Origin of the sequence: Metapseudomonas otitidis, assembly GCF_011397855.1 — a bacterium.
Taxonomy (GTDB): Bacteria; Pseudomonadota; Gammaproteobacteria; order Pseudomonadales; family Pseudomonadaceae; genus Metapseudomonas; species Metapseudomonas otitidis.
In genome coordinates, this window is the sequence record NZ_AP022642.1 from 324,479 (window position 1) to 347,215 (window position 22,737).

Consider the following 22,737-nt stretch of genomic DNA (forward strand, 5'->3'; position numbering starts at 1 on the left):
CTACACGGCCATGCTCAATACCCTGCGCAAGATCGTCCAGGAAGTGAACGCCGCCAAGGATCTCAAGGCGGCGCTGGCGATCATCGTGCAGCGGGTGAAGGAGGCCATGGGCAGCCAGGTCTGCTCGGTGTACCTGCTCGACCCCGAGGCCAACCGCTTCGTGCTGATGGCCACCGAGGGCCTCAACAAGCGCTCCATCGGCAAGGTCAGCATGGCCCCCAACGAAGGCCTGGTGGGCCTGGTGGGCACCCGCGAAGAGCCGCTGAACCTCGAGAACGCCGCCGACCACCCCCGCTACCGCTACTTCGCCGAGACCGGCGAGGAGCGCTACGCCTCTTTCCTCGGCGCGCCGATCATCCACCACCGTCGGGTGATGGGCGTGCTGGTGGTGCAGCAGAAGGAGCGTCGCCAGTTCGACGAGGGCGAGGAAGCCTTCCTCGTCACCATGAGCGCCCAGCTCGCGGGCGTCATCGCCCATGCCGAGGCCACCGGCTCCATCCGTGGCCTGGGGCGCCAGGGCAAGGGCATCCAGGAGGCCAAGTTCGTCGGCGTGCCCGGTGCGCCGGGCGCTGCCGTGGGCACCGCCGTGGTGGTGCTGCCGCCGGCCGACCTGGAGGTGGTGCCCGACCGCCCGGTGGATGACATCGAGGCCGAGGTCGCCCGCTTCAAGCAGGCCCTGGAGTCCGTGCGCGAGGACATGCGCCGCCTCTCCAGCAAGCTGGCCAGCCAGCTGCGCCCGGAAGAGCGTGCCCTGTTCGACGTCTACCTGATGATGCTCGACGACGACTCCATCGGCCTGGAAGTGAAGAAGGTCATCCGCTCCGGCCAGTGGGCCCAGGGTGCCCTGCGCCAGGTGGTGATGGAGCACGTCAAGCGCTTCGAGCTGATGGACGATGCCTACCTGCGCGAGCGCGCCTCCGACGTCAAGGACCTCGGTCGCCGCCTGCTCGCCTACCTGCAGGAAGAGCGCAAGCAGAACCTGGTCTACCAGGACAACACCATCCTGGTCAGCGAGGAGCTGTCCCCGGCCATGCTCGGCGAAGTGCCGGAAGGCAAGCTGGTGGGCCTGATCTCCGTGCTCGGTTCCGGCAACTCCCACGTCGCGATCCTGGCACGGGCCATGGGGATTCCCACGGTCATGGGCGTGGTCGACCTGCCCTATTCCAAGGTCGACGGCATCGAGCTGATCGTCGACGGCTACCACGGCGAAGTTTTCACCAACCCCTCCGAGGAACTGCGCAAGCAGTACGGCGAAGTGGTCGAGGAGGAGCGCCAGCTGGTCAAGGGCCTCGACGCCCTGCGCAGCCTGCCGTGCGAGACCCTCGATGGCCACCGCATGCCGCTGTGGGTCAACACCGGCCTGCTGGCCGACGTGACCCGCGCCCAGGAGCGCGGTGCCGAAGGCGTCGGCCTGTACCGCACCGAAGTGCCGTTCATGATCAACGAGCGCTTCCCCAGCGAGAAGGAGCAGCTCGCCATCTACCGCGAGCAGCTCGCCGCCTTCCACCCGCTGCCGGTGACCATGCGCACCCTGGACATCGGTGGCGACAAGGCGCTGTCCTATTTCCCCATCAAGGAAAGCAATCCCTTCCTCGGCTGGCGCGGCATCCGCGTCACCCTCGACCACCCGGAGATCTTCCTGGTGCAGGTGCGCGCCATGCTCAAGGCCAGCGAAGGCCTGAACAACCTGCGCATCCTGCTGCCGATGATTTCCGGCGTGCAGGAGCTGGAAGAGTCTCTGCACCTGATCCATCGCGCCTGGGGCGAGGTGCGCGACGAGGGCGTGGACATCCCCATGCCGCCGGTCGGCGTGATGATCGAGATCCCCGCCGCCGTGTACCAGACCCGCGAGCTGGCGCGCCAGGTGGACTTCCTCTCGGTCGGCTCCAACGACCTCACCCAGTACCTGCTGGCGGTGGACCGCAACAACCCGCGCGTGGCCGATCTCTACGACTACCTGCACCCCGCCGTGCTCCAGGCGCTGCTCAAGGTGGTCAACGACGCCCATGCCGAAGGCAAGCCCGTCAGCATCTGCGGCGAGATGGCCGGTGACCCGGCGGCCGCCGTGCTGCTGCTGGCCATGGGCTTCGACAGCCTGTCGATGAACGCCACCAACCTGCCCAAGGTGAAATGGCTGCTTCGTCAGCTCAGCCTGAGCAAGGCCCGCGAGCTCCTTGACCAGTTGATGGGCATCGACAACCCTCAAGTCATCCACAGCGCGCTGCACCTCGCCCTGCGCAACCTGGGCCTGGGCCGCGTGATCAATCCGGCCGCGACCATCCAGGCCTGAGCCGCCTCCACCGGGCGGCTCCGCGTGCCGCCCGACCCGATGTCCCGCGCTTGCGGGCATCCAGGAGCTGCCGCTTATGGACGAGCCCTCCGCCACCGACCGCGATGTGGAACGCACCCTGCGCCACGCCCTGGAGATCGTCAGCGACGGCATCTGGGACTGGGACATGCGCAGCGGCCACGTCACCCGCAGCCCCGGCTGGTACGCCATGCTCGGCTTCCCCCGCAACAGCCTGCCCGAGGACGTCGACACCTGGGAGAACATCATCCACCCCGACGACCTGCCTCGCGTCATGCAGAGCTTCAACGCCTACCTGGAAGGGCGTTCCGAGGTCTATGAAGAGGAATACCGCTGCCGCTGCCAGGACGGCCGCTACCTGTGGATCAGCGATCACGGGCGCTTCGTCGAGTTCGACGAGGACGGCCAGCCAACCCGCATGATCGGCGCCCACCGGGACGTCCACCAGCGCAAGCTCGCCGAGCTGGAGCTGCAGCAGCGCAACCAGGAACTGCTGCGCATCAATGGCGACCTGGAGGCCCTGGTGGCCTGCCGCACCGAGGCCCTGGCCCAGGCCAACCGGGCCCTGGCCGAGCAGGTGGAGGCCGCCATCCGCCTCAGCGAGACCGACCCGCTCACCGGCATCGCCAACCGCCGCTGCTTCGAGACCCGGCTGCAGCGGGAATGGCAGCGCTTCCAGCGGCACCACTGCCCCACCGGCCTGGTGATGCTGGACCTCGATCACTTCAAGCGCATCAACGACGAGCACGGCCATGCCGAAGGCGACCGCATCCTCCAGGCCGTGGCCGAGCAGATTCGGGCTGTGTTGCGGGAGGAGGACTGCTTCGCCCGTTGGGGAGGCGAGGAATTCATCCTGCTGCTGCCGGACACCGGCCCCGAGGCCCTGCTGCAGCTGGCCCGGCGTCTGCACCGGCGGATTCCCGAGGCCGGGACGGACCTGCCCCGGCGTCTCAGTGCCAGCTTCGCCGTGGCCAGCCTGGTGGCGGGCGAGGACATCACCGCCCTGCTCAAGCGGCTGGACGACGGCCTCTATCGCGCCAAGCAGCAGCGCGACTGCGTCATCGTCTGCCCGTCGCCCTAGCGGGTGCGCAGGTTCAGGTGCACATCGTCCAGCGGCTTGCCGAACGGGCCGAAGCCGCGCTCCACCACTTCGCGGCTGCCGTCCCCGCGCACGATCAGGGCCGTCGTGGCGCGGGTGCCATAGGTGCGGCTGGCGATGAACACCGGCGACAGCATGCGCTCGGTCTCCAGCCCTACGCCGGTGTCCGGCAGGGTCGCGTCCGAGGCCGGCTGCGGGTCGTGCATGAGGTTGAGCAGGTCCGCCGGGCGCACCACGTCCAGGCACTCGGCCAGGGCGGCCTTGGTCTTGCGCACCTTCGGCCAGGGTGTGTCGAGGTCGGCGTTGGACAGCCCGTAGAGCCCCGCCTCCAGGCGACGCGGGCCCGGGCCTCGGGAATGCAGGAACCACAGCTCGCGCCCGTCGCCCACCAGCAGGTTGAAGCCGGCGTAGTCCGCCGCGCGGCGGTGCGCCTCGGCCATGAAGGCCTCCGGGGTCTGGGTGCCGCCGAGGAAGCCCACGCACAGCTCGCCCCGTGAGCGGCCGGTGGCCGGATGGCGTGGGTCGCGGATGTTGGTCAGCGCCGCGAAGCGCCCGCCCTGCCCCAGGCCGAGCCAGGTGCCGCCGGCTTCCAGGTCACGCCCGGCATGCAGGCCCGGCACGTCGTGCCAGGCGCCGAGGGCGCGGGTCGGTCGCTCGTAGAACTCGTCGCGATTGGCGGCCAGTACCAAGGGGGTGGCATGTCCCGGGCGCCAGGCGAAGGTAATCAGGCACATGGTGAGGCTCCTTCTCCGTGATCCTCGGCCGAGTCTAGGGGCTGTAGGAAAAGGCGTCGAGAATACCGACGATTCGCGCAGCGGGGCGGGAACGGCCGTCGCCCTGATTGGAGCGGCAAGCGGCCTTCCGTTACCATGCCGCTTTGCTTCCGGGGGTGTCGCTTGGAATTCCTGCTCTACCTGGTGCTCGGCGCCTTCGCCGGGGTGCTGGCCGGCCTGTTCGGCGTCGGCGGCGGCATGATCATCGTGCCGGTGCTGGTGTTCAGCTTCACCGCCCAGGGGTTCGATCCGAGTGTCCTCACCCACCTGGCGGTGGGCACCTCCCTGGCGACCATCATCTTCACCTCGATCAACGCCGTGCGCGAACACCACCGCAAGGGCGCGGTGCGCTGGGCGATCTTTGCCTGGATGACCCTGGGCATCCTGCTCGGCGCCGCCATCGGCGCCTACACCGCCAAGCTGATCCAGGGCCCGATGCTGCAGAAGATCATCGGCTGCTTCGCCATCCTGGTGTCCCTGCAGATGGCCCTCGACTTCAAGCCCAAGGCCAGCCGTGACGTGCCCGGCAAACCCGGCCTCACCGCCGCCGGCGTGTTCATCGGCTGGGCCTCGGCGATCTTCGGCATCGGCGGCGGCTCCCTCACCGTGCCCTTCCTCAGCTGGCGCAGCGTGCCGATGCAGCAGGCCGTGGCCACCTCCTCCGCCTGCGGCCTGCCGATCGCCATCGCCAGCGCCCTGTCGTTCATGGTGCTGGGCTGGAACCACGAACACCTGCCGCCGCACAGTTTCGGATACGTCTACCTCCCGGCGCTGGTGGGGATCGCCCTCACCAGCATGTTCTTCGCCCGCCTGGGCGCGCGCCTGGCCCACCGGCTGCCCCCGCGTCTGCTCAAGCGCCTGTTCGCCCTGCTGCTGTTCGCGGTCGGGCTGAGTTTTCTGATCTAAGGAGTCGTGATGCTGGCTTATCCCCAGATCGATCCGGTGGCGTTCAGCCTCGGACCCCTGAAAATCCACTGGTACGGGCTCATGTACCTGATCGGCATCGGCGGTGCCTGGTTGCTGGCCTCGCGCCGGCTGGAGCGCTTCGACCCGACCTGGACCAAGGAGAAGCTCTCCGACCTGGTGTTCTGGGTCGCCCTCGGGGTGATCGCCGGCGGGCGCCTGGGCTACGTGCTGTTCTACGACCTGCCCGCCTACCTGGCCAACCCGCTGCTGATCCTCGAAGTCTGGAAAGGCGGCATGTCCTTCCACGGTGGCCTGATCGGCGTGATGCTCGCCACCCTCTGGTTCGGCAAGCGCAACAACAAGAGCTTCTTCCAGCTCATGGACTTCATCGCCCCGCTGGTGCCCATCGGCCTCGGCGCCGGGCGCATCGGCAACTTCATCAACGCCGAGCTGTGGGGCAAGGCCAGCGACGTGCCCTGGGCGATGATCTTCCCCACCGACCCGGCGCACCTGCCGCGCCACCCGTCGCAGCTCTACCAGTTCGCCCTGGAAGGCGTCGCGCTGTTCGTCATCCTCTGGTGCTACTCGCGCAAGCCGCGCCCGACCATGGCGGTTTCCGGGATGTTCGCGCTGTTCTACGGCATCTTCCGCTTCGCCGTGGAGTTCGTCCGCGTACCGGACGCCCAGCTCGGCTACCTGGCCTTCGGCTGGGTCACCATGGGCCAGATCCTCTGCCTGCCGATGATCATCGGCGGCCTCGCACTGATCGTCTGGGCGCACCGTCGTGAAGCCGCCCAAGGAGTCACCCCGTGAAGCAGTACCTCGACCTGATGCGCCTGGTGCGCGAAACCGGCACCTTCAAGAGCGACCGCACCGGCACCGGCACCTACAGCGTGTTCGGCCACCAGATGCGCTTCGACCTGGCCGAGGGCTTCCCCCTGGTGACCACCAAGAAGTGCCACCTGAAGTCCATCATCCACGAGCTGCTGTGGTTCCTGCAGGGCGACACCAACATCCGCTACCTCAAGGAAAACGGCGTCTCCATCTGGGACGAGTGGGCCGACGAGAACGGCGACCTGGGCCCGGTCTATGGCTACCAGTGGCGCAGCTGGCCGGCGCCCAACGGTGAATCCATCGACCAGATCGCCAAGCTGATCGAGATGATCCGCAAGAACCCCGACTCGCGCCGCCTGATCGTCTCCGCCTGGAACCCGGCCCTGGTGGACCAGATGGCCCTGCCGCCCTGCCACGCGCTGTTCCAGTTCTACGTGGCCGACGGCAAGCTCAGCTGCCAGCTGTACCAGCGCTCGGCGGACATCTTCCTCGGCGTGCCCTTCAACATCGCCAGCTACGCCCTGTTGACCCTGATGGTGGCCCAGGTCTGCGACCTGGCCCCCGGCGAGTTCATCTGGACCGGCGGCGACTGCCACCTGTATGCCAACCACATCGAGCAGACCGACCTGCAGCTCACCCGCGAGCCGCTGCCGCTGCCCACCATGAAGCTCAACCCCGAGGTGAAGGACCTGCTGGCCTTCAAGTTCGAGGACTTCGAACTGGTCGGCTACCAGGCCCACCCGCACATCAAGGCCCCGGTCGCCGTCTGACCCCCGGCCGGGGCGCCCGCCCCGGCCCGCCTGCTCCAGGACAGCCCGCCATGAACGCCCCGCTCGCCGCCCTGCTCACCGGCCTCGTCGGCCTCTGGACCCTCGCCGCCCATGCCGAGCCCGCCCAGGGCGGCTTCGTCGCCTCGCAGCGTTGCGAGGCCTACCAGTCGATCCGCAAGCGCAGCAACCCCGATGGCGCCACCCTGCAACCGGGGCAGCGCTACCGGGTGGTGGAGGTCAACAAGCGGGACTACGACTGGCTGCGGGTGCGCTTGCCGGACAACGCTACGCCGCTGCGCTGGGTGCCGGTCGGCTGCGGCCAGGTGGAAGACCTCAGCCTTGGCGCCCGCCAGGGCACCGGGAATGCCGCCCAGGGCGAGGCCTGTAACGTGCCGGGCCAGCACGACGGCTACGTCCTCGCCGCCACCTGGCAGCCCGGCTTCTGCGAGCACGTCGCCTACAAGGGGCGCAAGCCGGAGTGCGACGCCCTGGCCAGCGGTGACCTGCAACTGAACCACCTCACCCTCCACGGCCTCTGGCCCAACCGCCAGGCCTGCGGCACCCGCTATGGGCACTGCGCAGGGCCGGCGCTGGTGCTGGACGAAAGCACCCGCGCGACCCTGCGGCCGTGGATGCCCAACGTCGGCTACGGCGACGACTTCAGCCGCTACCAGTGGGAGAAGCACGGCACCTGCCAGACCGACATGGACGCCAACGCCTACTTCCGCCGCGCCGCCGAGCTGGTGGCCCAGCTGGATGCCACCCGCGCCGGGCAGTACATCGCCAGCAACGTCGGCGGCGCCATCTCCCAGGCCGCGTTCTACCAGAAGGTCAGTGAGGAGTTCGGCAACCCCCGGGCCGGCAACAACTTCCTGCTGGTGTGCACCCGGGGTGGCTATCTGCAGGAGGTGCGGGTGAGCCTGCCCCGCGCGCTCAAACCCGCCGACAGCCTGGTGGGGGTGATGGATGGCCAGTTCGCCGAGCGCCGTCCCGGTGACCGCAATGCCTGCCGGGACGATCGCGTTCTCATCGAGGCCCCGGGCCTCTAGCCGCCCACGCCAACGTTCTTAAGCGGCCAGTTCGGCTGCCAGGCGCTCCAGCTCGGCCTGGCGCTCGGCCTGCTCCAGCTCAGCGCCGAGGTTCAACGAGGACCATTCCGGGTGGGCCCGCGCCTTGCCCAGGGCGGCAGGCAGCTTGCCCTGGCGCCATTGCTCGTCCGCCGGCGCGTCCACGCGGATCGCCTCGAACGCCGCATGGCCGCGCAGCTCCAGTGCCCGCAGCAACTCCATCTGGCGCAGCGCCAGGAGCCGCAGGATGCCGTCGTCCACCGTCAGCTCGCGGTGCCCGCGCAGCTTGCCCAGCAGGCGCTGGCCGTAATGCCCGACCGTCTGCCAGGCGCCGCCGGCCAGTGCGCCGATGGCGGCCGCAGCCCCCAGGGTCAGCCCGCCCACCAGCAGGTCCACCCCGGCACCGGCCGCCGCGCCTGCGGCCACGCCGCTGCCCAGGCGCACGCCGAGCTGGCGCAGGGTTTCCGGGTTGAACAGGTCATCACCCCAGCGCCCGTCCAGCAGCGGCAGGTCGCTGGCGGCGGCATCCTCGCGGCTGAAGGCGTACAGCCGCAGCAGGGCTTCCACGCAACGCTGCTCGCGCTGTCGCACCTGCTGGCGCAAGGCCTCGGTTGCGGCCTGCAGGGCATTGGCCTCGGTGGCCACGCTGCGGCGGCAGGCCGCCACGTCCAGCAGCAGCTCGGCCACCAGGCGCTCACCGGCCTGGCGGCGCAGCTGGCGCTGGGCCTGCTGGTCGTCCACCAGCCGCTGCAGTTGCGGGCGGCCCCGCTCCAGCAGCAGGGCCAGGCTGTCGTAGAGGCGCGGCTCGCCGTCCAGCGGCGGCGCCACGCTGTCGAAGCGCACCAGGGCGTGCAGGCCCAGCCGGGCCAGGGCCTCGCGCCAGGGCTCGCCGCGCTGGTCGTGGCCGGCCACGAAGTTCAGCACCGGCAGCAGCGGCCGGCCGCACATGGCCAGCACCGCCAGCTCGTCGCGGTACTTGGCCAGCACCGGCTCGCGGGCGTCGATGACGTACAGGCCGGCGTCGGAGGCCATCAGCTGGCGCAGCACCTTGGCTTCCTGCTCGAAACGCTGGCGCGCCTCGGCGCTGTCGAGGAAGCGCGCCAGGCGGGCCGGGCCGTCCAGGCGCTCGCCGGGCCGGTCCAGGCGCTCCAGGTAGTCCAGCAGGGCGATGGCGTCCTCCAGGCCGGGGGTGTCGTACAGCTCCAGCAGTGGCTGACCGTCGACGGACAGCCGCGCGCCCTCGACATGGCGGGTGGTGCTGGGGCGGTGGGAGACCTCGCCGAAGCTGCGGTCCCGCAACAGGGTGCGCAGCAGCGAGGTCTTGCCGACGTTGGTGTGGCCGACCACGGCCAGGCGCAGGGGCTCAGTCATGGCCATGCTCCAGCCAGTGGAAGGGGGCGCTGTCGGCGTGGCGCAGGCCTTGGCGGTCGAGGGCCTGGTGCCATTCCTCCAGGCGCCGGCTGTCCAGCGCCTCGCCGGCCGGGGCCGGCAGCAGCCAGACCCGGGCCTCGACGGTGCTGCGCGCCAGTTCGCCGATCAGCGCCAGGGTGCCCCGGTCCGGCGAGCGGCGCGGGTCGCAGGCGATCGCCAGGCGCTGGGGCGGGAAGCGGCTGAGCTGGTCCAGCAGGCGCTGGCGCTGCTCGCGGCTGTCCAGCACCCCGGCGTCGCCCACGCCCTTGGGCAGCGCGGGCGGCCAGGGGCGGCTGTCGTCCAGTTCGATCCCCACCAGCAGGGCACCCGCCCCTTCGAAGGGCAGTGCGGCCTCGGTCATCGGCCCTTGGGGGCCGGGGTCGGCGTCCACCACGCCCAGGCGTTGGCTGGCCGGGTTGAGGCGTTCGCGCAGCAGGGCATAGCCGGGCAGACCGGGCTCAACCGCCAGCCCGGCGCGGCCACGGCTCCAGCGCCATAGGCACAGCAGCATCAGGCCCAGGCGCGGCAGCAGGCCGTAGACCAGGGTGACCCCCAGCAGCCAGCCGGACCAGGCCTGGCGGGGCGCGGCGTCGGCGAGCATGTCGCTGCTGGCGCGGATGGTGTCGCTGTCCGGCAGGCTGAAGCCGAGCAGCGCCGGCAGGGCGCCGAGGCCCTGGGTGAGGGCGACGAAGGTATCGCTGCCAAGCAGCGTGGTTTCCCAGACGAAGCCATAGCGGCGGGTGGAAAGCAGGGCCAGCAGGGTCAGCAGCGCGGTGCCCAGCACCAGCGTCCAGAAACCATGGACCAGCACGCCCAGGCCCCAACGCGTCAGGCGGCGGCGCTGCAGCATCACCAGCAGCGCCGGGCCCAGCTGGGCGGCCGCGGCATCCCGCGAGAGGCGTGCGCACAGCCACCACCACAGGCGGCCGAGGGCGCTGGCATGGCCGCCGGCCAGGAGACCCAGGCTCCAGCCCAGCAGGGTCAGCAGGTGCAGGCCGAGCAGCCCGCCCAGGGCCCAGAACACGTTGACCGGGCGCTGCCCGTCGCCCAGGGCCGCTGCCGCCAGGGTGGCGCCGCTGGCCAGGGCCAGCAGCACCAGGGCCCAGGCCGCCAGGCGGGCGCCTTGCAGCCAGTGGACGAGGGCGCCGAGCTGGCCGTCGCGCTGGGCGAGGAACAGCGCACGGGCCTGGATGCGCTGGGCGAGGTCGCCCCCGCCGGCGTTGGCGCGGCGGTTGGCTTCGCTGTCCTCCAGCGGGCCGGCGTGCTCTTCGCGCAGGCGGATCGCTTCGGTGAGCCAGAGGCGTTGCAGATCGGTGAGGGTGGGGTTCGCGGAGTCGGTCACGCGGCTTCTCTTCCCATGGGACGAGGCAGAAGCATAACCGCTGACGCCAGGGGTGGTGCAGCGGGCGGCCGGTGGACCGCCCGCCGGGGCGCGCACTACGGCGCCGCGCGCGCGTCGCGGACCTGCACGGCCAGGTCCGGCTGGTCGATGAACAGCCCGTCGATGCCGGCGTCGAGGAAGGCGCGGATCTCCGCCTGGATGTCGCCCCGTGCCTGCGGGTCGCTGCCCTGGCGCAGGTTGGTGGGGAGGAAGGCGTTCTCCGCGCGGAAGGTGTAGGGGTGCACCTTGAGTCCCGCCGCATGGGCGTCGGCGACGAAGCGGGTGGGCTGGCCCAGGTTGCCGGCGGCATCGCGGGGAATTATGTAGCCCTTCTCCGGCCCGACCCCGGCGGCGTAGCGGGCGACGGCGCGCAGGCCGTCGGGGCTGGCCATCCGTGCATAGGTCAGGCCGGTGCCCAGCACCTGCTGGTCGTAGGGCTGCCCGCTGCCATACAGCTGCACCAGACGCAGGCTGCTCTGCCGGGCGATGCGCTGCAGGTTGTCCACCTCGAAGGACTGGATGTACACCGGCGCGCGGCGGTCGGTGTAGCCGTTGCGCTGCAGGGTGCGCAACAGCGGTTTCTCCATGGCCAGGCCGAGCTGCTGGAAGTGGGTGGGGTGCTTGGTCTCGATGTACAGGCCGATGCGGCGTTGCTGGCTGAGCTGGAGGCTTTTCACCAGGTCGATGATCTCCTGCAGGGTGGGGATCTCGAAGGCACCGTCCAGCCGCGCATTGCCGGGGCGTACCTGGGGGATGCGCTCGATGGCGCGCAGGGTCTTCAGCTCGGCCAGGGTGAAATCCTCGCTGAACCAGCCGGTGAGCGGCACGCCGTCGACGCTCTGGGTGCGCTTGCGGTCGGCGAACTCGGGGTGGCGGCTGACGTCGGTGGTCAGCCCCAGCTCGTTGTCATGGCGGGCCACCAGGTGGCCGTCGCGGGTCATCACCAGGTCCGGCTCCACGTAGTCGGCGCCTTGCAGGGCGGCCAGGGCGTAGGACGCCAGGGTGTGCTCCGGCACGTAGCCGCTGGCGCCACGATGTCCGATCACCAGGGGCTGGCCCTCGGCGCGCGCCGGGGCGCGGGTGGCCTGGGGCTGCTGGGTGGTCCAGTCGAGGGCAGATTGCACCGGGTCCGGTGCGGCGAAGGTGCAGAGGGGCAACGTCAGGCTGCAGGCCGCCAGCCAATGCCGCAGGGTCGGGGTGGATGCCATGGGGGCGTCTCCTTGCGGTAGGGAAGCGCAAGCCTGCGGCAGGATAGATGACGGTTTGTCGTGCGCCGCCCGGGCATGTGTTGCCGGGCGTGACACCGTTGGCGGTGACAGAAGGAAAGGCCGGCTGGCGGTGGCCATGGCCTCTGGTATTCTCGCCGCCATGAAAAAGACCCTCCCCCTCGCCCTCATCGCCGCCCAGGCCCGCAACCGGGTCATCGGCCGCGACAACCAACTGCCCTGGCACCTGCCGGCGGACCTCAAGCACTTCAAGGCCCTGACCCTGGGCAAGCCCATCATCATGGGCCGCAAGACCTGGGACTCCCTGGGCCGCCCGCTGCCGGGGCGCCTGAACTTGGTGGTCAGCCGCCAGGCCGGCCTGCAGCTGGAGGGCGCCGAGGTGTTCGCCAGCCTGGAAGAGGCCGTGGCCCGCGCCGAGGTGTGGGCCCGCGAGGAGGACGCCGAGGAAGTGATGCTGATCGGCGGCGCCCAGCTCTACGCCCAGGGCCTGGCCCATGGCGACCGCCTGTACCTGACCCAGGTGGAGCTGGAGCCGGAAGGCGATGCCTTCTTCCCCGAGGTGCCCACTGCCGACTGGCACCTGGCTTCCAGCATCGAGTACCCCGTCAGCGACACCACCCCCGCCTACGCTTTCCAGGTGTGGGAGCGGCGCTGAGCCGGTTGGCACAGCGCGGGTGGACGTAAGAAACGACGTCCACCCCATGCCCGGATCAACCCTTTAGGCGGGCCGGGCGCCCCCGTTCAGATGTCCAGCTCGCGCAGTTCCGCGCGGACTCGTCCGTCCTCGATCAGCAGCGACCCCACCGCTATCGGCAGCTTGAAGCGCCGGGGCCCGGCGCTGCCCGGGTTGATGTGGAGGATGCCGTCGCGCTGGGTGATCAGCGGCTTGTGGGAGTGGCCGGTGACGATGGCGTCGACGCCGCGCGTGGCGAGGTCGGCGGGGATATCGGCCTGGTCGTGGACCAGGTAGAGGTGGGCTCCACCCAGCTGCAGGCTGAGGTCGTGGGGAATGGCCTGGGCCCAGTCCTGGGTGTCGTTGTTGCCGCGCACCACGCTGAGGGGCGCGAGCTGGCGCAGGGCGTCGAGGATCTCGGGCTTGCCGATGTCACCGGCGTGGAGGATGTGGTCGCAGCCTTCCAGGGCCGCCAGGGCCTGGGGCCTCAGCAGGCCGTGGGTGTCGGCGATCAGGCCGATGCGCAGGGTCATGGAAGGGGCCTCGTGGGGAAACGAGGCCCATTCTGCCTCACGCGGCGGAGCGCGGGGTTTCCGGCAGGAACCAGTTCAGCACCAGGGCGCACAGGCCGCCGGTGGCCACGCCGGACTCCAGCACGTTGCGCACCGCTGCCGGCATGTGGGCCAGGAACTCCGGCACCTGGGACACGCCCAGGCCCAGGGCCAGGGACACGGCGATGATCAGCAGTGCGCGGCGGTCCAGCTCGATGCCGGCGAGGATGTTGATGCCCGAGGCGGCCACGGCGCCGAACATCACCATCACGGCGCCGCCGAGCACCGGTTCGGGCATGGCCTGGAGCACGCCGGCCACGGCCGGGAACAGGCCCAGCAGGATCAGCATCAGGGCAATCCAGCCGCCGATGTGGCGGCTGGCGATGCCGGTGAGCTGGATCACCCCGTTGTTCTGGGCGAACACCGAGCTGGGGAAGGTGTTGAGCACGCCGGCCAGCAGGGAGTTGGCGCCGTTGACCAGCACGCCGCCCTTGATCCGTTGCATCCACAGCGGGCCTTCCACCGGTTGGCGGGAGACCTTGCTGGTGGCGGTGACGTCGCCGATGGCTTCCAGGGAGGTCACCAGGTAGATGACCAGCATCGGCACGAACAGCGACCAGGAGAAGCCCAGGCCGAAATGCAGCGGGGTCGGCACCTGGATCAGCGGCGCCTCGTGCATGCCGCTGAAGTCCAGGCGGCCCAGGGCGCCGGCCAGGGCGTAGCCCACCAGCAGGGCGATGACGATGGCGCAGCTGCGCATCCACACCACCGGGATGCGGTTGAGCACCAGGATCACCGCCAGCACGGTACCGGAGAGCAGCAGGTTCTCGCCGTTGGCGAAGGTGCCGTTGGCCATGGCGCCGAAGCCGCCGCCCATGCTGATGAGACCGACCTTGATCAGGGTGAGGCCGATCATCAGCACCACGATGCCGGTCACCAGCGGGCTGATCAGGCGCTTGATGAACGGCAGGATGCGCGACACGCCCATCTCGATGAAGGCGCCGGCCATGACCACGCCGAAGATCGCCGCCATCACCGCTTCCACCGGGGTGCCCTGCTTGACCATCAGCGCGCCGCCGGCGATCAGCGGGCCGACGAAGTTGAAGCTGGTGCCCTGGACGATCAGCAGCCCGGCGCCGAAGGGGCCGAAGCGGCGGCACTGCACGTAGGTGGCGATGCCGGAGACCACCAGGGACATGGAGACGATGAGGTTGGTGTCGCGGGCCGACACGCCCAGCGCCTGGCAGATCAGCAGGCCGGGGGTGACGATGGGGACGATGATCGCCAGCAGGTGCTGCAGGGCAGCCAGGATCGCCGCCAGCGGGCGCGGCTTGTCCTCCAGGCCGTAGACCAGTTCGTTGCGGGACTCGGGGGCGGAGGGGTTTTCCAGTGGGGTCATGGTGGTGGCGGCCGGCGAAAAAGCGGCGATTCTACCTGAATGGTCAAGTGCGGCGAGGGGCGTTGAGCGCTTCGTAGGAGCGAGCTCTGCTCGCGAATCGCCTGCTGCGGGCGCGTTCGTGTAGGGGCGAATTCATTCGCCCGCTGCCGGCCGGGCATGGGGCCGCAGCACGGCCTTGGGCGACTGAAGTCGCCCCTACATGACAGGTGCACCCTACGGAGCACTGAAGGCGCGAATGATCAGGCTCGTTTCGCGGTTATCGGTGGAGCGTTGGCACCGGTCCAGTGCATCGATCATGCGTTGTAGCGTGGGCTGTGGGTCTATGCCGAGTTCGGCCAGGGCGTCGAGCTCGTCGAAGTCTTCCAGAACCTCCATCAACTCCGTGCTGATAGAGGTGGTTGCCAGGGCGTTGCGCAATACAGGGCGGCCCAGGGACCAGATTCCGGTCTCCGCAGTCAGGGCGCCGCTCTTGATGCCTTCGAGAATTCCTCTCGCAAGCGAGGCGATGTAGAACTCGACGGCGTTCTCTTCGAATTCGAGCTTCAGGTTCTGCATGAGGTCCGGCAGGCTCCTGATGAACAGCAATGGGAATAAAAAGCCCGGCACGAGGCCGGGCTTTTCCGTTCGCAGGCAGCGCTTACAGGTCTTCCAGCATCGCCTTGTTGCGCACGGCGCCCTTGTCGGCGCTGGTGGCCAGCAGGGCGTAGGCCTTGAGGGCGGTGGAGACCTTGCGGGCGCGGGGCTGCGCGGGTTTCCAGCCTTTCTTGTCCTGCTCGGCGCGGCGGGTGGCCAGCTCTTCATCGGAGACCAGCAGGTTGATGCTGCGGTTGGGGATGTCGATCAGCACCTTGTCGCCGTCCTGCACCAGGCCGATGGCGCCACCGGCGGCGGCTTCCGGGGAAGCGTGGCCGATGGACAGGCCCGAGGTGCCGCCGGAGAAGCGGCCGTCGGTGAGCAGGGCGCATTGCTTGCCCAGGCCCTTCGACTTCAGGTAGCTGGTGGGGTACAGCATTTCCTGCATGCCCGGGCCGCCTTTCGGGCCTTCGTAGCGGATGATGACGATGTCGCCCGGCTTCACTTTGTCAGCGAGGATGCCCTTCACGGCGCCGTCCTGGCTTTCGAAGATCTTCGCGGTGCCTTCGAACACGTGGATGGACTCGTCCACGCCGGCGGTCTTCACCACGCAGCCGTCCAGGGCGATGTTGCCGTAGAGCACGGCCAGGCCGCCCTCCTGGGAGTAAGCGTGCTCGACGGAGCGGATGCAGCCGTTGGCGCGGTCGTCGTCCAGGCTGTCCCAGCGGGTGCTCTGGCTGAAGGCGACCTGGGTCGGGATGCCGGCCGGGCCTGCCTTGAAGAAGGTGTGCACGGCTTCGTCGTCGGTCTGGGTGATGTCCCACTGGGCGATGGCGTCGGCCATGCTCGGGCTGTGCACGGTGGGCACGTCGGTGTGCAGCAGGCCGCCACGGGCCAGCTCGCCGAGGATGCTGAAGATGCCACCGGCACGGTGTACGTCTTCCATGTGGTACTTCTGGATGTTCGGCGCCACCTTGCACAGCTGCGGCACCTTGCGCGACAGGCGATCGATGTCGCGCAGGTCGAAGGCCACTTCCGCCTCCTGGGCGGCGGCCAGCAGGTGCAGGATGGTGTTGGTGGAGCCGCCCATGGCGATGTCCAGGGTCATGGCGTTCTCGAACGCTTTGAAGCTGGCGACATTGCGCGGCAGCACGGAGGCGTCGCCTTCGCCGTAGTAGCGCTGGCACAGCTCGACGGCCAGGCGGCCGGCACGCAGGAACAGCTGCTCGCGGTCGCTGTGGGTGGCCAGGGTGGAGCCGTTGCCCGGCAGCGACAGGCCCAGGGCCTCGGTCAGGCAGTTCATGGAGTTGGCGGTGAACATGCCGGAGCAGGAACCGCAGGTGGGGCAGGCGCTGCGCTCGTACTCGGCGACCTTCTCGTCGGAGCAGGAGTCGTCGGCGGCCACCACCATGGCGTCCACCAGGTCGAGGCCGTGGTTGGCCAGCTTGGTCTTGCCGGCTTCCATCGGGCCGCCGGAGACGAACACCACGGGGATGTTCAGGCGCAGGGCGGCCATCAGCATGCCGGGGGTGATCTTGTCGCAGTTGCTGATGCAGACGATGGCGTCGGCGCAGTGGGCGTTGACCATGTATTCCACGGAGTCGGCGATGATCTCGCGGCTCGGCAGGGAATAGAGCATGCCGTCGTGACCCATGGCGATGCCGTCGTCCACGGCGATGGTGTTGAATTCCTTGGCCACACCGCCGTGCTTCTCGATCTCGCGAGCGACCAGTTGGCCCAGGTCCTTCAGGTGCACGTGGCCGGGCACGAACTGGGTGAAGGAGTTGGCGATGGCGATGATCGGTTTCTTGAAGTCTTCGTCCTTCATCCCGGTGGCGCGCCAGAGGGCGCGGGCGCCGGCCATGTTGCGGCCGTGGGTGGAGGTCTTCGAGCGGTAATCGGGCATTTCGGTGTCCTGCAGGCTGATCAGGTAATGGTCGTGTCGTGAGCGTGAAGGTGCCGGTGGAGAGGGGATGTACCCGTCGTGTCCGGAGATGGCGTGAGGGCGCTGCGGGATCACCGTGCGCTCGGCCGGGGCTCACTGGCCCGCCTGAGGGTGTGGCAGGGGGAGTCGGGATTCTAATCCCAGGCAGGCGCCGGGCGGAAGGCCGGCGCGACCGGTGCTCAGGGCTGCCGGCGACAGGCCTGCATCAGCGCGTCGGCACTGTGCAGCAGCGTGCCGTAGTGGCCGAGGCCGGGGTGCCAGCGCAGGGTGGCGGCACGCAGGTGCTGCACCAGCCCCCGGGCCATGCCCGGAGGCGCCCAGCGGTCGTCCTCGCCGTGCCAGAGGCTGACGGGTACCGCCAGGTTGTCCAGTTCATCGGCCCAGGGCTGGCAGTAAAGCTGCACATCCCGCAGGTAGGCGCTTGGTCCTTCGGCCAGGGCGCCTTCAAGCACGGCCTTCAACTGGGGGCGCTGTTCCCGTGCGAGGTGGCGCTCGGCACGGCCGACGCCCTGGAACAGCAGGCGTGCCAGCAGCCCGGGGGCGTGCCGGGCCAATACGCATTGCAGGCGGGTGATCCGTGCCAGGCGTTCGGGGTGGCGCTGGGCGAGGCGGAAGGTGTGGCGTCCGGCGCCCATGCCGTCCCAGCTCTGTGGCCATTCCAGTGGTGCGGCAGCGGAGACCAGCAGGCACTGCAGGTCGGCGCCGGACATTGCCGCGGCGACGCGCAAGGCGAGGTGCGCGCCGATGGAGAAGCCCACCAGGCTGGCCGGTTGCCCGTCCAGGGTGCTGGCCGTCCAGTCGATCAGGGTGTGGAGGTAGTCGTGCCCGGTCCGGCCCGGTGCCAGGCTGGCGCGGTCCAGGGCGAGCAGGTGGATGCCGTGGCGCTGGGCGGCGGCCTCCAGCCAGCAGGCCTCCCGGGCGCAGCCCGGGGTGCCGTGGAAGTACAGAGCCAGGGGACCGTCGGCGCTGCCGAAGGCCCGGACCTGCGGGGTGGTCATGCTCAGCTGTTGGGCAGCAGGCGGACGGTGAGGCTCTTGATGTAGCGGGTTTCGGCGATGGCCGGGTGCACCGGGTGGTCCGGGCCCTGGCCGCCGCGCTCCAGCAGCTGGATGTTGCGGTCCAGGTGGCGGGCGCTGCCGAGCAGGATGTTCTGCAGGTCGTCCTCGGGCAGGTGCATGGAGCAGGAGGCGCTGACCAGGATGCCGTCCTTGTTCAGCAGGCGCATGGCCTGTTCGTTGAGGCGGCGGTAGGCGGCCTCGCCGTTCTTCAGGTCCTTCTTGCGCTTGATGAAGGCCGGCGGGTCGGCCACCACCACGTCGAAGCGCTCTTCGGCGGCCTTCAGCTCCTTCAGGGCTTCGAACACGTCGCCTTCCACGCAGGTGACCTTCTCGGCCACGCCGTTGAGGGTGGCGTTGCGCTCGACGCCGTCTAGGGCGAAGCCGGAGGCGTCGACGCAGAACACTTCACTGGCGCCGAAGGCCGCGGCCTGTACGCCCCAGCCGCCGATGTAGCTGAACAGGTCGAGCACGCGCTTGCCTTCCACGTAGGGGGCCAGGCGGGCGCGGTTCATGCGGTGGTCGTAGAACCAGCCGGTCTTCTGGCCTTCCAGCACCGGGGCTTCGAACTTCACGCCGTTCTCTTCCAGGGCGACCCACTCGGGCACCACGCCGAAGGCGGTGTCCACGTAGCGCTCCAGGCCTTCGGCATCACGCGCGGCGGAGTCGTTCTTCCACAGCACGCCACGGGGCTTGAGCACCTGCACCAGGGCATCCAGCACGGCGTCCTTGTTGCGCTCCATGGCGGCGGAGGCCAGTTGCACCACGAGGTGGTCGCCGAAGCGGTCCACCACCAGGCCGGGGAGCAGGTCGGAGTCGCCGTAGACCAGGCGGTAGAAGGGTTTGTCGAACAGGCGCTCGCGCAGGCTCAGGGCGACGTTGAGGCGGTGCACCAGCAGGGATTTGTCCAGCACGTGCTTGACGTCGCGGGAGACCAGGCGGGCGCAGATCAGGTTGTTCGGGCTCAGGGCGACCACGCCCAGGGGCTTGCCGCCGGCGGCTTCGAGGATGGCCTGGTCGCCCGGCTGGAAGGCGTTCAGCGGGGTGGCGACCACGTCCACCTCGTTGCTGTAGACCCACAGGTGGCCGGCGCGCAGGCGTCGATCGGCATTGGCTTTGAGGCGCAGGCTGGGCAGGGACATGGGTCGCTCTCCGGAAAAAAGAGCGGAAGTATACCCGAAGGTGCCCGCCGAGCCTGCTACCGGCGGGCGTCGGCTCAGGCGGCCAGGGCCTCCAACAGGCGCTGGTTGAAGGCGGGGATGTCGTCGGGCTTGCGGCTGCTGATCAGCCTGCCGTCGACCACCACTTCCTGGTCCACCCAATGGGCGCCGGCGTTCCTCAGGTCGTCGGTGAGGGACGGCCAGCTGGTGAGGGTCTTGCCCTTGACCAGGTCGGCGCTGGCCAGCAGCCAGGCGCCGTGGCAGATCACGGCGATGGGCTTGTCGGCCCGGGCGGCGTCGCGCACCAGTTCCTGGGCCAGCGGGTCCGTGCGCAAGGTGTCGGCATTGACCACGCCACCGGGCAGGACCAGGGCGTCGTAGTCGTCGATGCGCACGCTGTCGAGGGTGTGGTCGACCCGGAAGCGGTCCGCCGGGGTGGTGTGGTGCCAGCCGGTCACGGTGCCGGCCGTCGGGGCGAGGATGTGGACAGTGGCGCCGGCCTGCTCCAGCGCCTGGCGGGGGCCGGTCAGTTCCACCTGTTCGAAGCCGTCGGTAACCAGCAGCGCCACGCGCTTGCCCTTGATCGAGGGGTTCATGCTGCCTCCTGTTCGCGTTGGGGGTATGCAGGTTCCGAGCCGTGTTGCCGCCGGAAAGTTCAGCTCAAAGGAGTGTTCTGGCCATCGCCGGCTAGAGTTAGACTGTCGTCCCGAATTCCCTCCCTTGGTCTCCGTTGTCATGGCCCAAGAACTCTCCGCCGAACAGATCCGCCACTTCCTCCAGGGGATCAGCGTGCCGCCGCAGCCGCAGATCATGGTGGACCTGCAGATGGAACAGGTCATGCCCAACCCGGACCTGCGCACCATCGCCAAGCTCATCAGTCACGACCCGGGGCTCTCCGGGGCGCTGCTGAAGATCGTCAACTCGCCGTTCTACGGGCTCACCAACCGCATCGCCTCGATCCAGCAGGCGGTGAACCTGCTGGGCTGCAACACGGTGATCAACCTGATCAACGCGCAGTCGATCAAGGGCGAGATGACCGACGAGACCATCGTCACCCTCAACCGCTTCTGGGACACCGCCCAGGACGTGGCCATGACCTGCCTGACCCTGGCCAAGCGCATCGGCTACCAGCAGGCGGACGAAGCCTACGCGCTGGGGCTGTTCCACAACTGCGGCATCCCGCTGATGCTCAAGCGCTTCCCGGACTACATGACGGTGCTGGAGGAGGCCTATGCCAGCGCCTGCGACGAGCGCCGCATCGTCGACACCGAGAACCGCCTGCTGAACACCAACCACGCGGTGGTGGGCTATTTCACCGCGCGTTCCTGGCGCCTGCCCGAGCACCTGTGCGAGGCCATCGCCAACCACCACAACGCCCTGGCCATCTTCAGCGACGACTCCGGTCGCGACGCGCCGCTGAAGACCCTGCTGGCGATCCTGAAGATGTCCGAGCACATCTGCTCGTCGCACCTGGTCCTGGGTGGCCAGGCGGACGACCACGAGTGGGACAGCATCCACCGGCTGGTGCTCGACTACGTCGGTCTCTCCGACTACGACTTCGACAACCTCAAGGAAAACATCCGCGAACTGGGCGCCAACTGAGCGCCCTCCCCGCTGTCTGCCGAGATCCACATGCCTGAACTACCCGAAGTCGAAACCACGCGGCGGGGCATCGCCCCCTACCTCGAAGGGCAGCGCGTGAGTCGCGTCGTCGTGCGTGAGCGCCGCCTGCGCTGGCCCATCCCCGAGGACCTGGACGTGCGCCTGTCCGGGCAGCGCTTCGTCGCCGTCGAGCGGCGGGCAAAGTACCTGCTGCTGCAGGCCGAGGCGGGAACGCTGATCAGCCACCTGGGCATGTCCGGCAGCCTGCGCCTGGTGGAAGCCGGGCTGGAGGCCGCGCGCCACGAGCACGTGGACATCGAGCTGGAGTCGGGCCTGGCGCTGCGCTACACCGACCCGCGCCGCTTCGGTGCGCTGCTCTGGAGCCTCGACCCCCATGGGCACGAGCTGCTGCGCAACCTGGGGCCCGAGCCGCTGACCGAGGCCTTCGACGGCGACCGGCTGTTCAGCCTGTCGCGCGGACGCAGCATGGCGGTGAAGCCCTTCATCATGGACAACGCGGTGGTGGTGGGCGTGGGCAACATCTACGCCACCGAGGCGCTGTTCGCCGCCGGCATCGACCCGCGCCGGGAGGCCGGCAGCGTGTCCCGCGCCCGCTACCTGAAGCTCGCCGGGGAGATCAAGCGCATCCTCGCCAATGCCATCGAGCGCGGCGGCACCACGCTGCGGGACTTCGTCGGCGGCGATGGCCAGCCTGGCTACTTCCAGCAGGAGCTGTTCGCCTACGGGCGTGGCGGGGACTTCTGCAAGGTCTGCGGCTCCACCCTGCGGGAGGTCAGGCTGGGCCAGCGCGCCAGCGTCTACTGCCCCCGCTGTCAGCGCTAGGGGCTGCTCCACCGACACCTGCCGAGAACAAGAACAAGAGGTGAACGATGTCCGGCAACTACCTGCCCCGCAACGCGTTTGCGGAGGCACTCGGCCATGCCGTCTTCCGGCTCATGGGCTGGCGCATCGAGGGACAGCTGCCGCCCCTCGACAAGTTCGTGGTGATCGGCGCCCACCACACCTCCAACTGGGATTTCGTGCTGTTCATCGCTGCCAAGTTCATCCTGCGGTTGAACGCCCGCTGGTTCGGTAAGCACAGCATCTTCCGCTGGCCCTTCGGCGCGCTGATGCGCTACTGGGGCGGCATTCCCATCCGCCGGCACCTGAAGCTCAACACCGTGGAGCAGGCCATCGAGGCCTTCGCCGAACACCGCCAGTTCATCCTGGTGCTGTCGCCGGAGGGCACGCGGCGCAAGGTGGAGCGCTGGAAGAGCGGCTTCTACCACATCGCCTGCGGAGCCGGCGTGCCCATCGTGCCGGCGGCGCTGGACTTCCAGCACCGGCGCATCGTCATCGGTGCGCCGTTCCAGCCCACCGGGAACGAGGAGGCCGATCTGCGCCAGTTGCTGGCCTTCTACCGCCCCTATGTGCCGAAGAATCCCGACTACGCTTTTAACGGCGATTGATGGCCGTCACGCTGACAAGGCAAACGGCGCTGTTATAGTTAGTCGCACGATTACTCCTACAAATAGCCGAAGGATTGCATCATGAACCTGTTTCGCACTTCCGCTGCCGTCCTGGCGCTGACCACCGGCCTCATGGCGCTCCCGGCGCAGGCCGAGACGGTGCAGCAGCAGAATGCCAGCGGCGACCCCACCTACACCGTCAACGCTCCGTCTGGTTTTGCCATGGCCGGTGACCTGCTGATCGCCCGCCCGCTGCTGATCGGCGCCACGGCCATTGGTGCCGGGCTGTTCGTGGTCAGCCTGCCGTTCAGCGCCCTGGGCGGTAACGTCGGCGCCGCCGGCAAGGCCCTGGTGGTGGAGCCGGGCAAGGAAGCCTTCGTGCGTTGCCTGGGCTGCACCAGCAGCGGCTACCAGAAGGACTGATCCGTTTCGGCTGCGGCCTGCCAGGCCGTTCACGGCCCCTTGCCCGGTAGCGGGCAAGGGGCCGTTTGCATTGGGGCCGGCGCTGGACCGGCCCCGCCAGGGATGGAGGGAGT

Annotated in this window: 22 protein-coding genes; 11 read left to right on the plus strand and 11 right to left on the minus strand. The window is 69.2% G+C overall.

Annotation, left to right across the window (positions count from 1 at the left end; translation table 11 throughout):
* Positions 1-10: 10 nt before the first annotated feature.
* Both ptsP and PotMrB4_RS01630 read left to right on the plus strand, forming a co-directional pair.
* Entirely contained in the window at positions 11-2,290 is a 2,280-nt protein-coding gene (ptsP, locus tag PotMrB4_RS01625) for a phosphoenolpyruvate--protein phosphotransferase (RefSeq protein WP_044402299.1), read from the plus strand.
* A 76-nt stretch (positions 2,291-2,366) separates the two neighbouring features.
* Positions 2,367-3,389: a GGDEF domain-containing protein gene (locus PotMrB4_RS01630; RefSeq protein WP_172432338.1), complete on the plus strand. Its 1,023-nt coding sequence runs from the start codon at positions 2,367-2,369 to the stop codon at positions 3,387-3,389.
* Here the strand turns inward: PotMrB4_RS01630 and PotMrB4_RS01635 are convergent.
* On the minus strand, positions 3,386-4,141 hold the full coding sequence (locus PotMrB4_RS01635; RefSeq protein ID WP_044402303.1) for an NRDE family protein: 756 nt from the start codon (positions 4,139-4,141) through the stop codon (positions 3,386-3,388). The two genes, PotMrB4_RS01630 and PotMrB4_RS01635, sit on opposite strands and share 4 nt — an antisense overlap.
* A gap of 162 nt (positions 4,142-4,303) precedes the next feature.
* Between PotMrB4_RS01635 and PotMrB4_RS01640 the strand changes: the two genes are divergently transcribed.
* Genes PotMrB4_RS01640 through PotMrB4_RS01655 form a run of 4 tightly spaced genes read left to right on the plus strand, consistent with a single transcriptional unit; the run spans position 4,304 to position 7,739 of the window.
* Positions 4,304-5,086: a sulfite exporter TauE/SafE family protein gene (locus PotMrB4_RS01640; RefSeq protein ID WP_172432339.1), complete on the plus strand. Its 783-nt coding sequence runs from the start codon at positions 4,304-4,306 to the stop codon at positions 5,084-5,086.
* A gap of 9 nt (positions 5,087-5,095) precedes the next feature.
* Positions 5,096-5,899, plus strand: a complete 804-nt coding sequence (lgt, locus tag PotMrB4_RS01645; RefSeq protein WP_172432340.1) for a prolipoprotein diacylglyceryl transferase — start codon at positions 5,096-5,098, stop codon at positions 5,897-5,899.
* Entirely contained in the window at positions 5,896-6,690 is a 795-nt protein-coding gene (locus PotMrB4_RS01650) for a thymidylate synthase (protein WP_142012884.1), read from the plus strand. The genes lgt and PotMrB4_RS01650 overlap by 4 nt, the downstream gene beginning before the upstream one ends.
* Positions 6,691-6,740: 50 nt before the next feature.
* Positions 6,741-7,739: a ribonuclease T2 family protein gene (locus PotMrB4_RS01655; RefSeq protein ID WP_172432341.1), complete on the plus strand. Its 999-nt coding sequence runs from the start codon at positions 6,741-6,743 to the stop codon at positions 7,737-7,739.
* 18 nt (positions 7,740-7,757) lie between these two features.
* Here PotMrB4_RS01655 and PotMrB4_RS01660 read toward each other — a convergent pair whose 3' ends face one another.
* The 3 genes from PotMrB4_RS01660 to PotMrB4_RS01670 all read right to left on the minus strand — a co-directional run bounded on the left by PotMrB4_RS01660 (position 7,758) and on the right by PotMrB4_RS01670 (position 11,756).
* On the minus strand, positions 7,758-9,128 hold the full coding sequence (locus PotMrB4_RS01660; protein WP_172432342.1) for a GTPase/DUF3482 domain-containing protein: 1,371 nt from the start codon (positions 9,126-9,128) through the stop codon (positions 7,758-7,760).
* Positions 9,121-10,509 (minus strand): DUF2868 domain-containing protein, encoded by a 1,389-nt coding sequence (locus tag PotMrB4_RS01665; protein WP_172432343.1) that lies wholly within the window; start codon positions 10,507-10,509, stop codon positions 9,121-9,123. Before PotMrB4_RS01665 ends, PotMrB4_RS01660 begins: the two co-directional genes overlap by 8 nt.
* 95 nt (positions 10,510-10,604) lie before the next feature.
* Complete coding sequence (locus PotMrB4_RS01670) at positions 10,605-11,756, minus strand: glycerophosphodiester phosphodiesterase (protein ID WP_172432344.1); 1,152 nt, start codon at positions 11,754-11,756, stop codon at positions 10,605-10,607.
* Between the two features lie 160 nt (positions 11,757-11,916).
* Between PotMrB4_RS01670 and PotMrB4_RS01675 the strand changes: the two genes are divergently transcribed.
* Positions 11,917-12,429, plus strand: a complete 513-nt coding sequence (locus PotMrB4_RS01675) for a dihydrofolate reductase (protein WP_139233538.1) — start codon at positions 11,917-11,919, stop codon at positions 12,427-12,429.
* Positions 12,430-12,515: 86 nt separating this feature from the next.
* On the opposite strand, the gene PotMrB4_RS01680 is transcribed toward PotMrB4_RS01675, so the two are convergent.
* From PotMrB4_RS01680 to PotMrB4_RS01710, 7 genes are all read right to left on the minus strand, one after another.
* Positions 12,516-12,980, minus strand: coding sequence for a metallophosphoesterase family protein (locus PotMrB4_RS01680; RefSeq protein ID WP_172432345.1), 465 nt, complete (start codon positions 12,978-12,980; stop codon positions 12,516-12,518).
* 37 nt (positions 12,981-13,017) lie between these two features.
* The gene (locus tag PotMrB4_RS01685; RefSeq protein ID WP_172432346.1) at positions 13,018-14,397 is read right to left on the minus strand and encodes a uracil-xanthine permease family protein; all 1,380 of its coding nucleotides are present in this window, start codon (positions 14,395-14,397) and stop codon (positions 13,018-13,020) included.
* Between the two features lie 213 nt (positions 14,398-14,610).
* On the minus strand, positions 14,611-14,952 hold the full coding sequence (locus PotMrB4_RS01690) for a hypothetical protein (RefSeq protein WP_139233540.1): 342 nt from the start codon (positions 14,950-14,952) through the stop codon (positions 14,611-14,613).
* Positions 14,953-15,034: 82 nt separating this feature from the next.
* Complete coding sequence (gene ilvD / locus PotMrB4_RS01695) at positions 15,035-16,876, minus strand: dihydroxy-acid dehydratase (RefSeq protein ID WP_172432347.1); 1,842 nt, start codon at positions 16,874-16,876, stop codon at positions 15,035-15,037.
* A gap of 218 nt (positions 16,877-17,094) precedes the next feature.
* Complete coding sequence (locus PotMrB4_RS01700) at positions 17,095-17,913, minus strand: alpha/beta fold hydrolase (RefSeq protein ID WP_172432348.1); 819 nt, start codon at positions 17,911-17,913, stop codon at positions 17,095-17,097.
* A 2-nt stretch (positions 17,914-17,915) separates the two neighbouring features.
* Positions 17,916-19,112, minus strand: a complete 1,197-nt coding sequence (locus PotMrB4_RS01705) for a class I SAM-dependent rRNA methyltransferase (RefSeq protein ID WP_044403647.1) — start codon at positions 19,110-19,112, stop codon at positions 17,916-17,918.
* A 74-nt stretch (positions 19,113-19,186) separates the two neighbouring features.
* Positions 19,187-19,726: a type 1 glutamine amidotransferase domain-containing protein gene (locus tag PotMrB4_RS01710; RefSeq protein WP_044403646.1), complete on the minus strand. Its 540-nt coding sequence runs from the start codon at positions 19,724-19,726 to the stop codon at positions 19,187-19,189.
* Positions 19,727-19,865: 139 nt separating this feature from the next.
* Between PotMrB4_RS01710 and PotMrB4_RS01715 the strand changes: the two genes are divergently transcribed.
* The 4 genes from PotMrB4_RS01715 (at position 19,866) to PotMrB4_RS01730 (ending at position 22,624) form a co-directional block, all read left to right on the plus strand.
* A complete protein-coding gene (locus PotMrB4_RS01715) occupies positions 19,866-20,732 on the plus strand; it encodes an HDOD domain-containing protein (RefSeq protein WP_074967154.1) in 867 nt (288 codons plus the stop codon).
* Positions 20,733-20,762: 30 nt separating this feature from the next.
* Positions 20,763-21,575, plus strand: coding sequence for a bifunctional DNA-formamidopyrimidine glycosylase/DNA-(apurinic or apyrimidinic site) lyase (gene mutM / locus PotMrB4_RS01720; RefSeq protein ID WP_074967157.1), 813 nt, complete (start codon positions 20,763-20,765; stop codon positions 21,573-21,575).
* A 47-nt stretch (positions 21,576-21,622) separates the two neighbouring features.
* Positions 21,623-22,201: a lysophospholipid acyltransferase family protein gene (locus tag PotMrB4_RS01725; RefSeq protein WP_074967160.1), complete on the plus strand. Its 579-nt coding sequence runs from the start codon at positions 21,623-21,625 to the stop codon at positions 22,199-22,201.
* Between the two features lie 81 nt (positions 22,202-22,282).
* The gene (locus tag PotMrB4_RS01730; protein WP_172432349.1) at positions 22,283-22,624 is read left to right on the plus strand and encodes a multidrug transporter; all 342 of its coding nucleotides are present in this window, start codon (positions 22,283-22,285) and stop codon (positions 22,622-22,624) included.
* Positions 22,625-22,737: the final 113 nt, after the last annotated feature.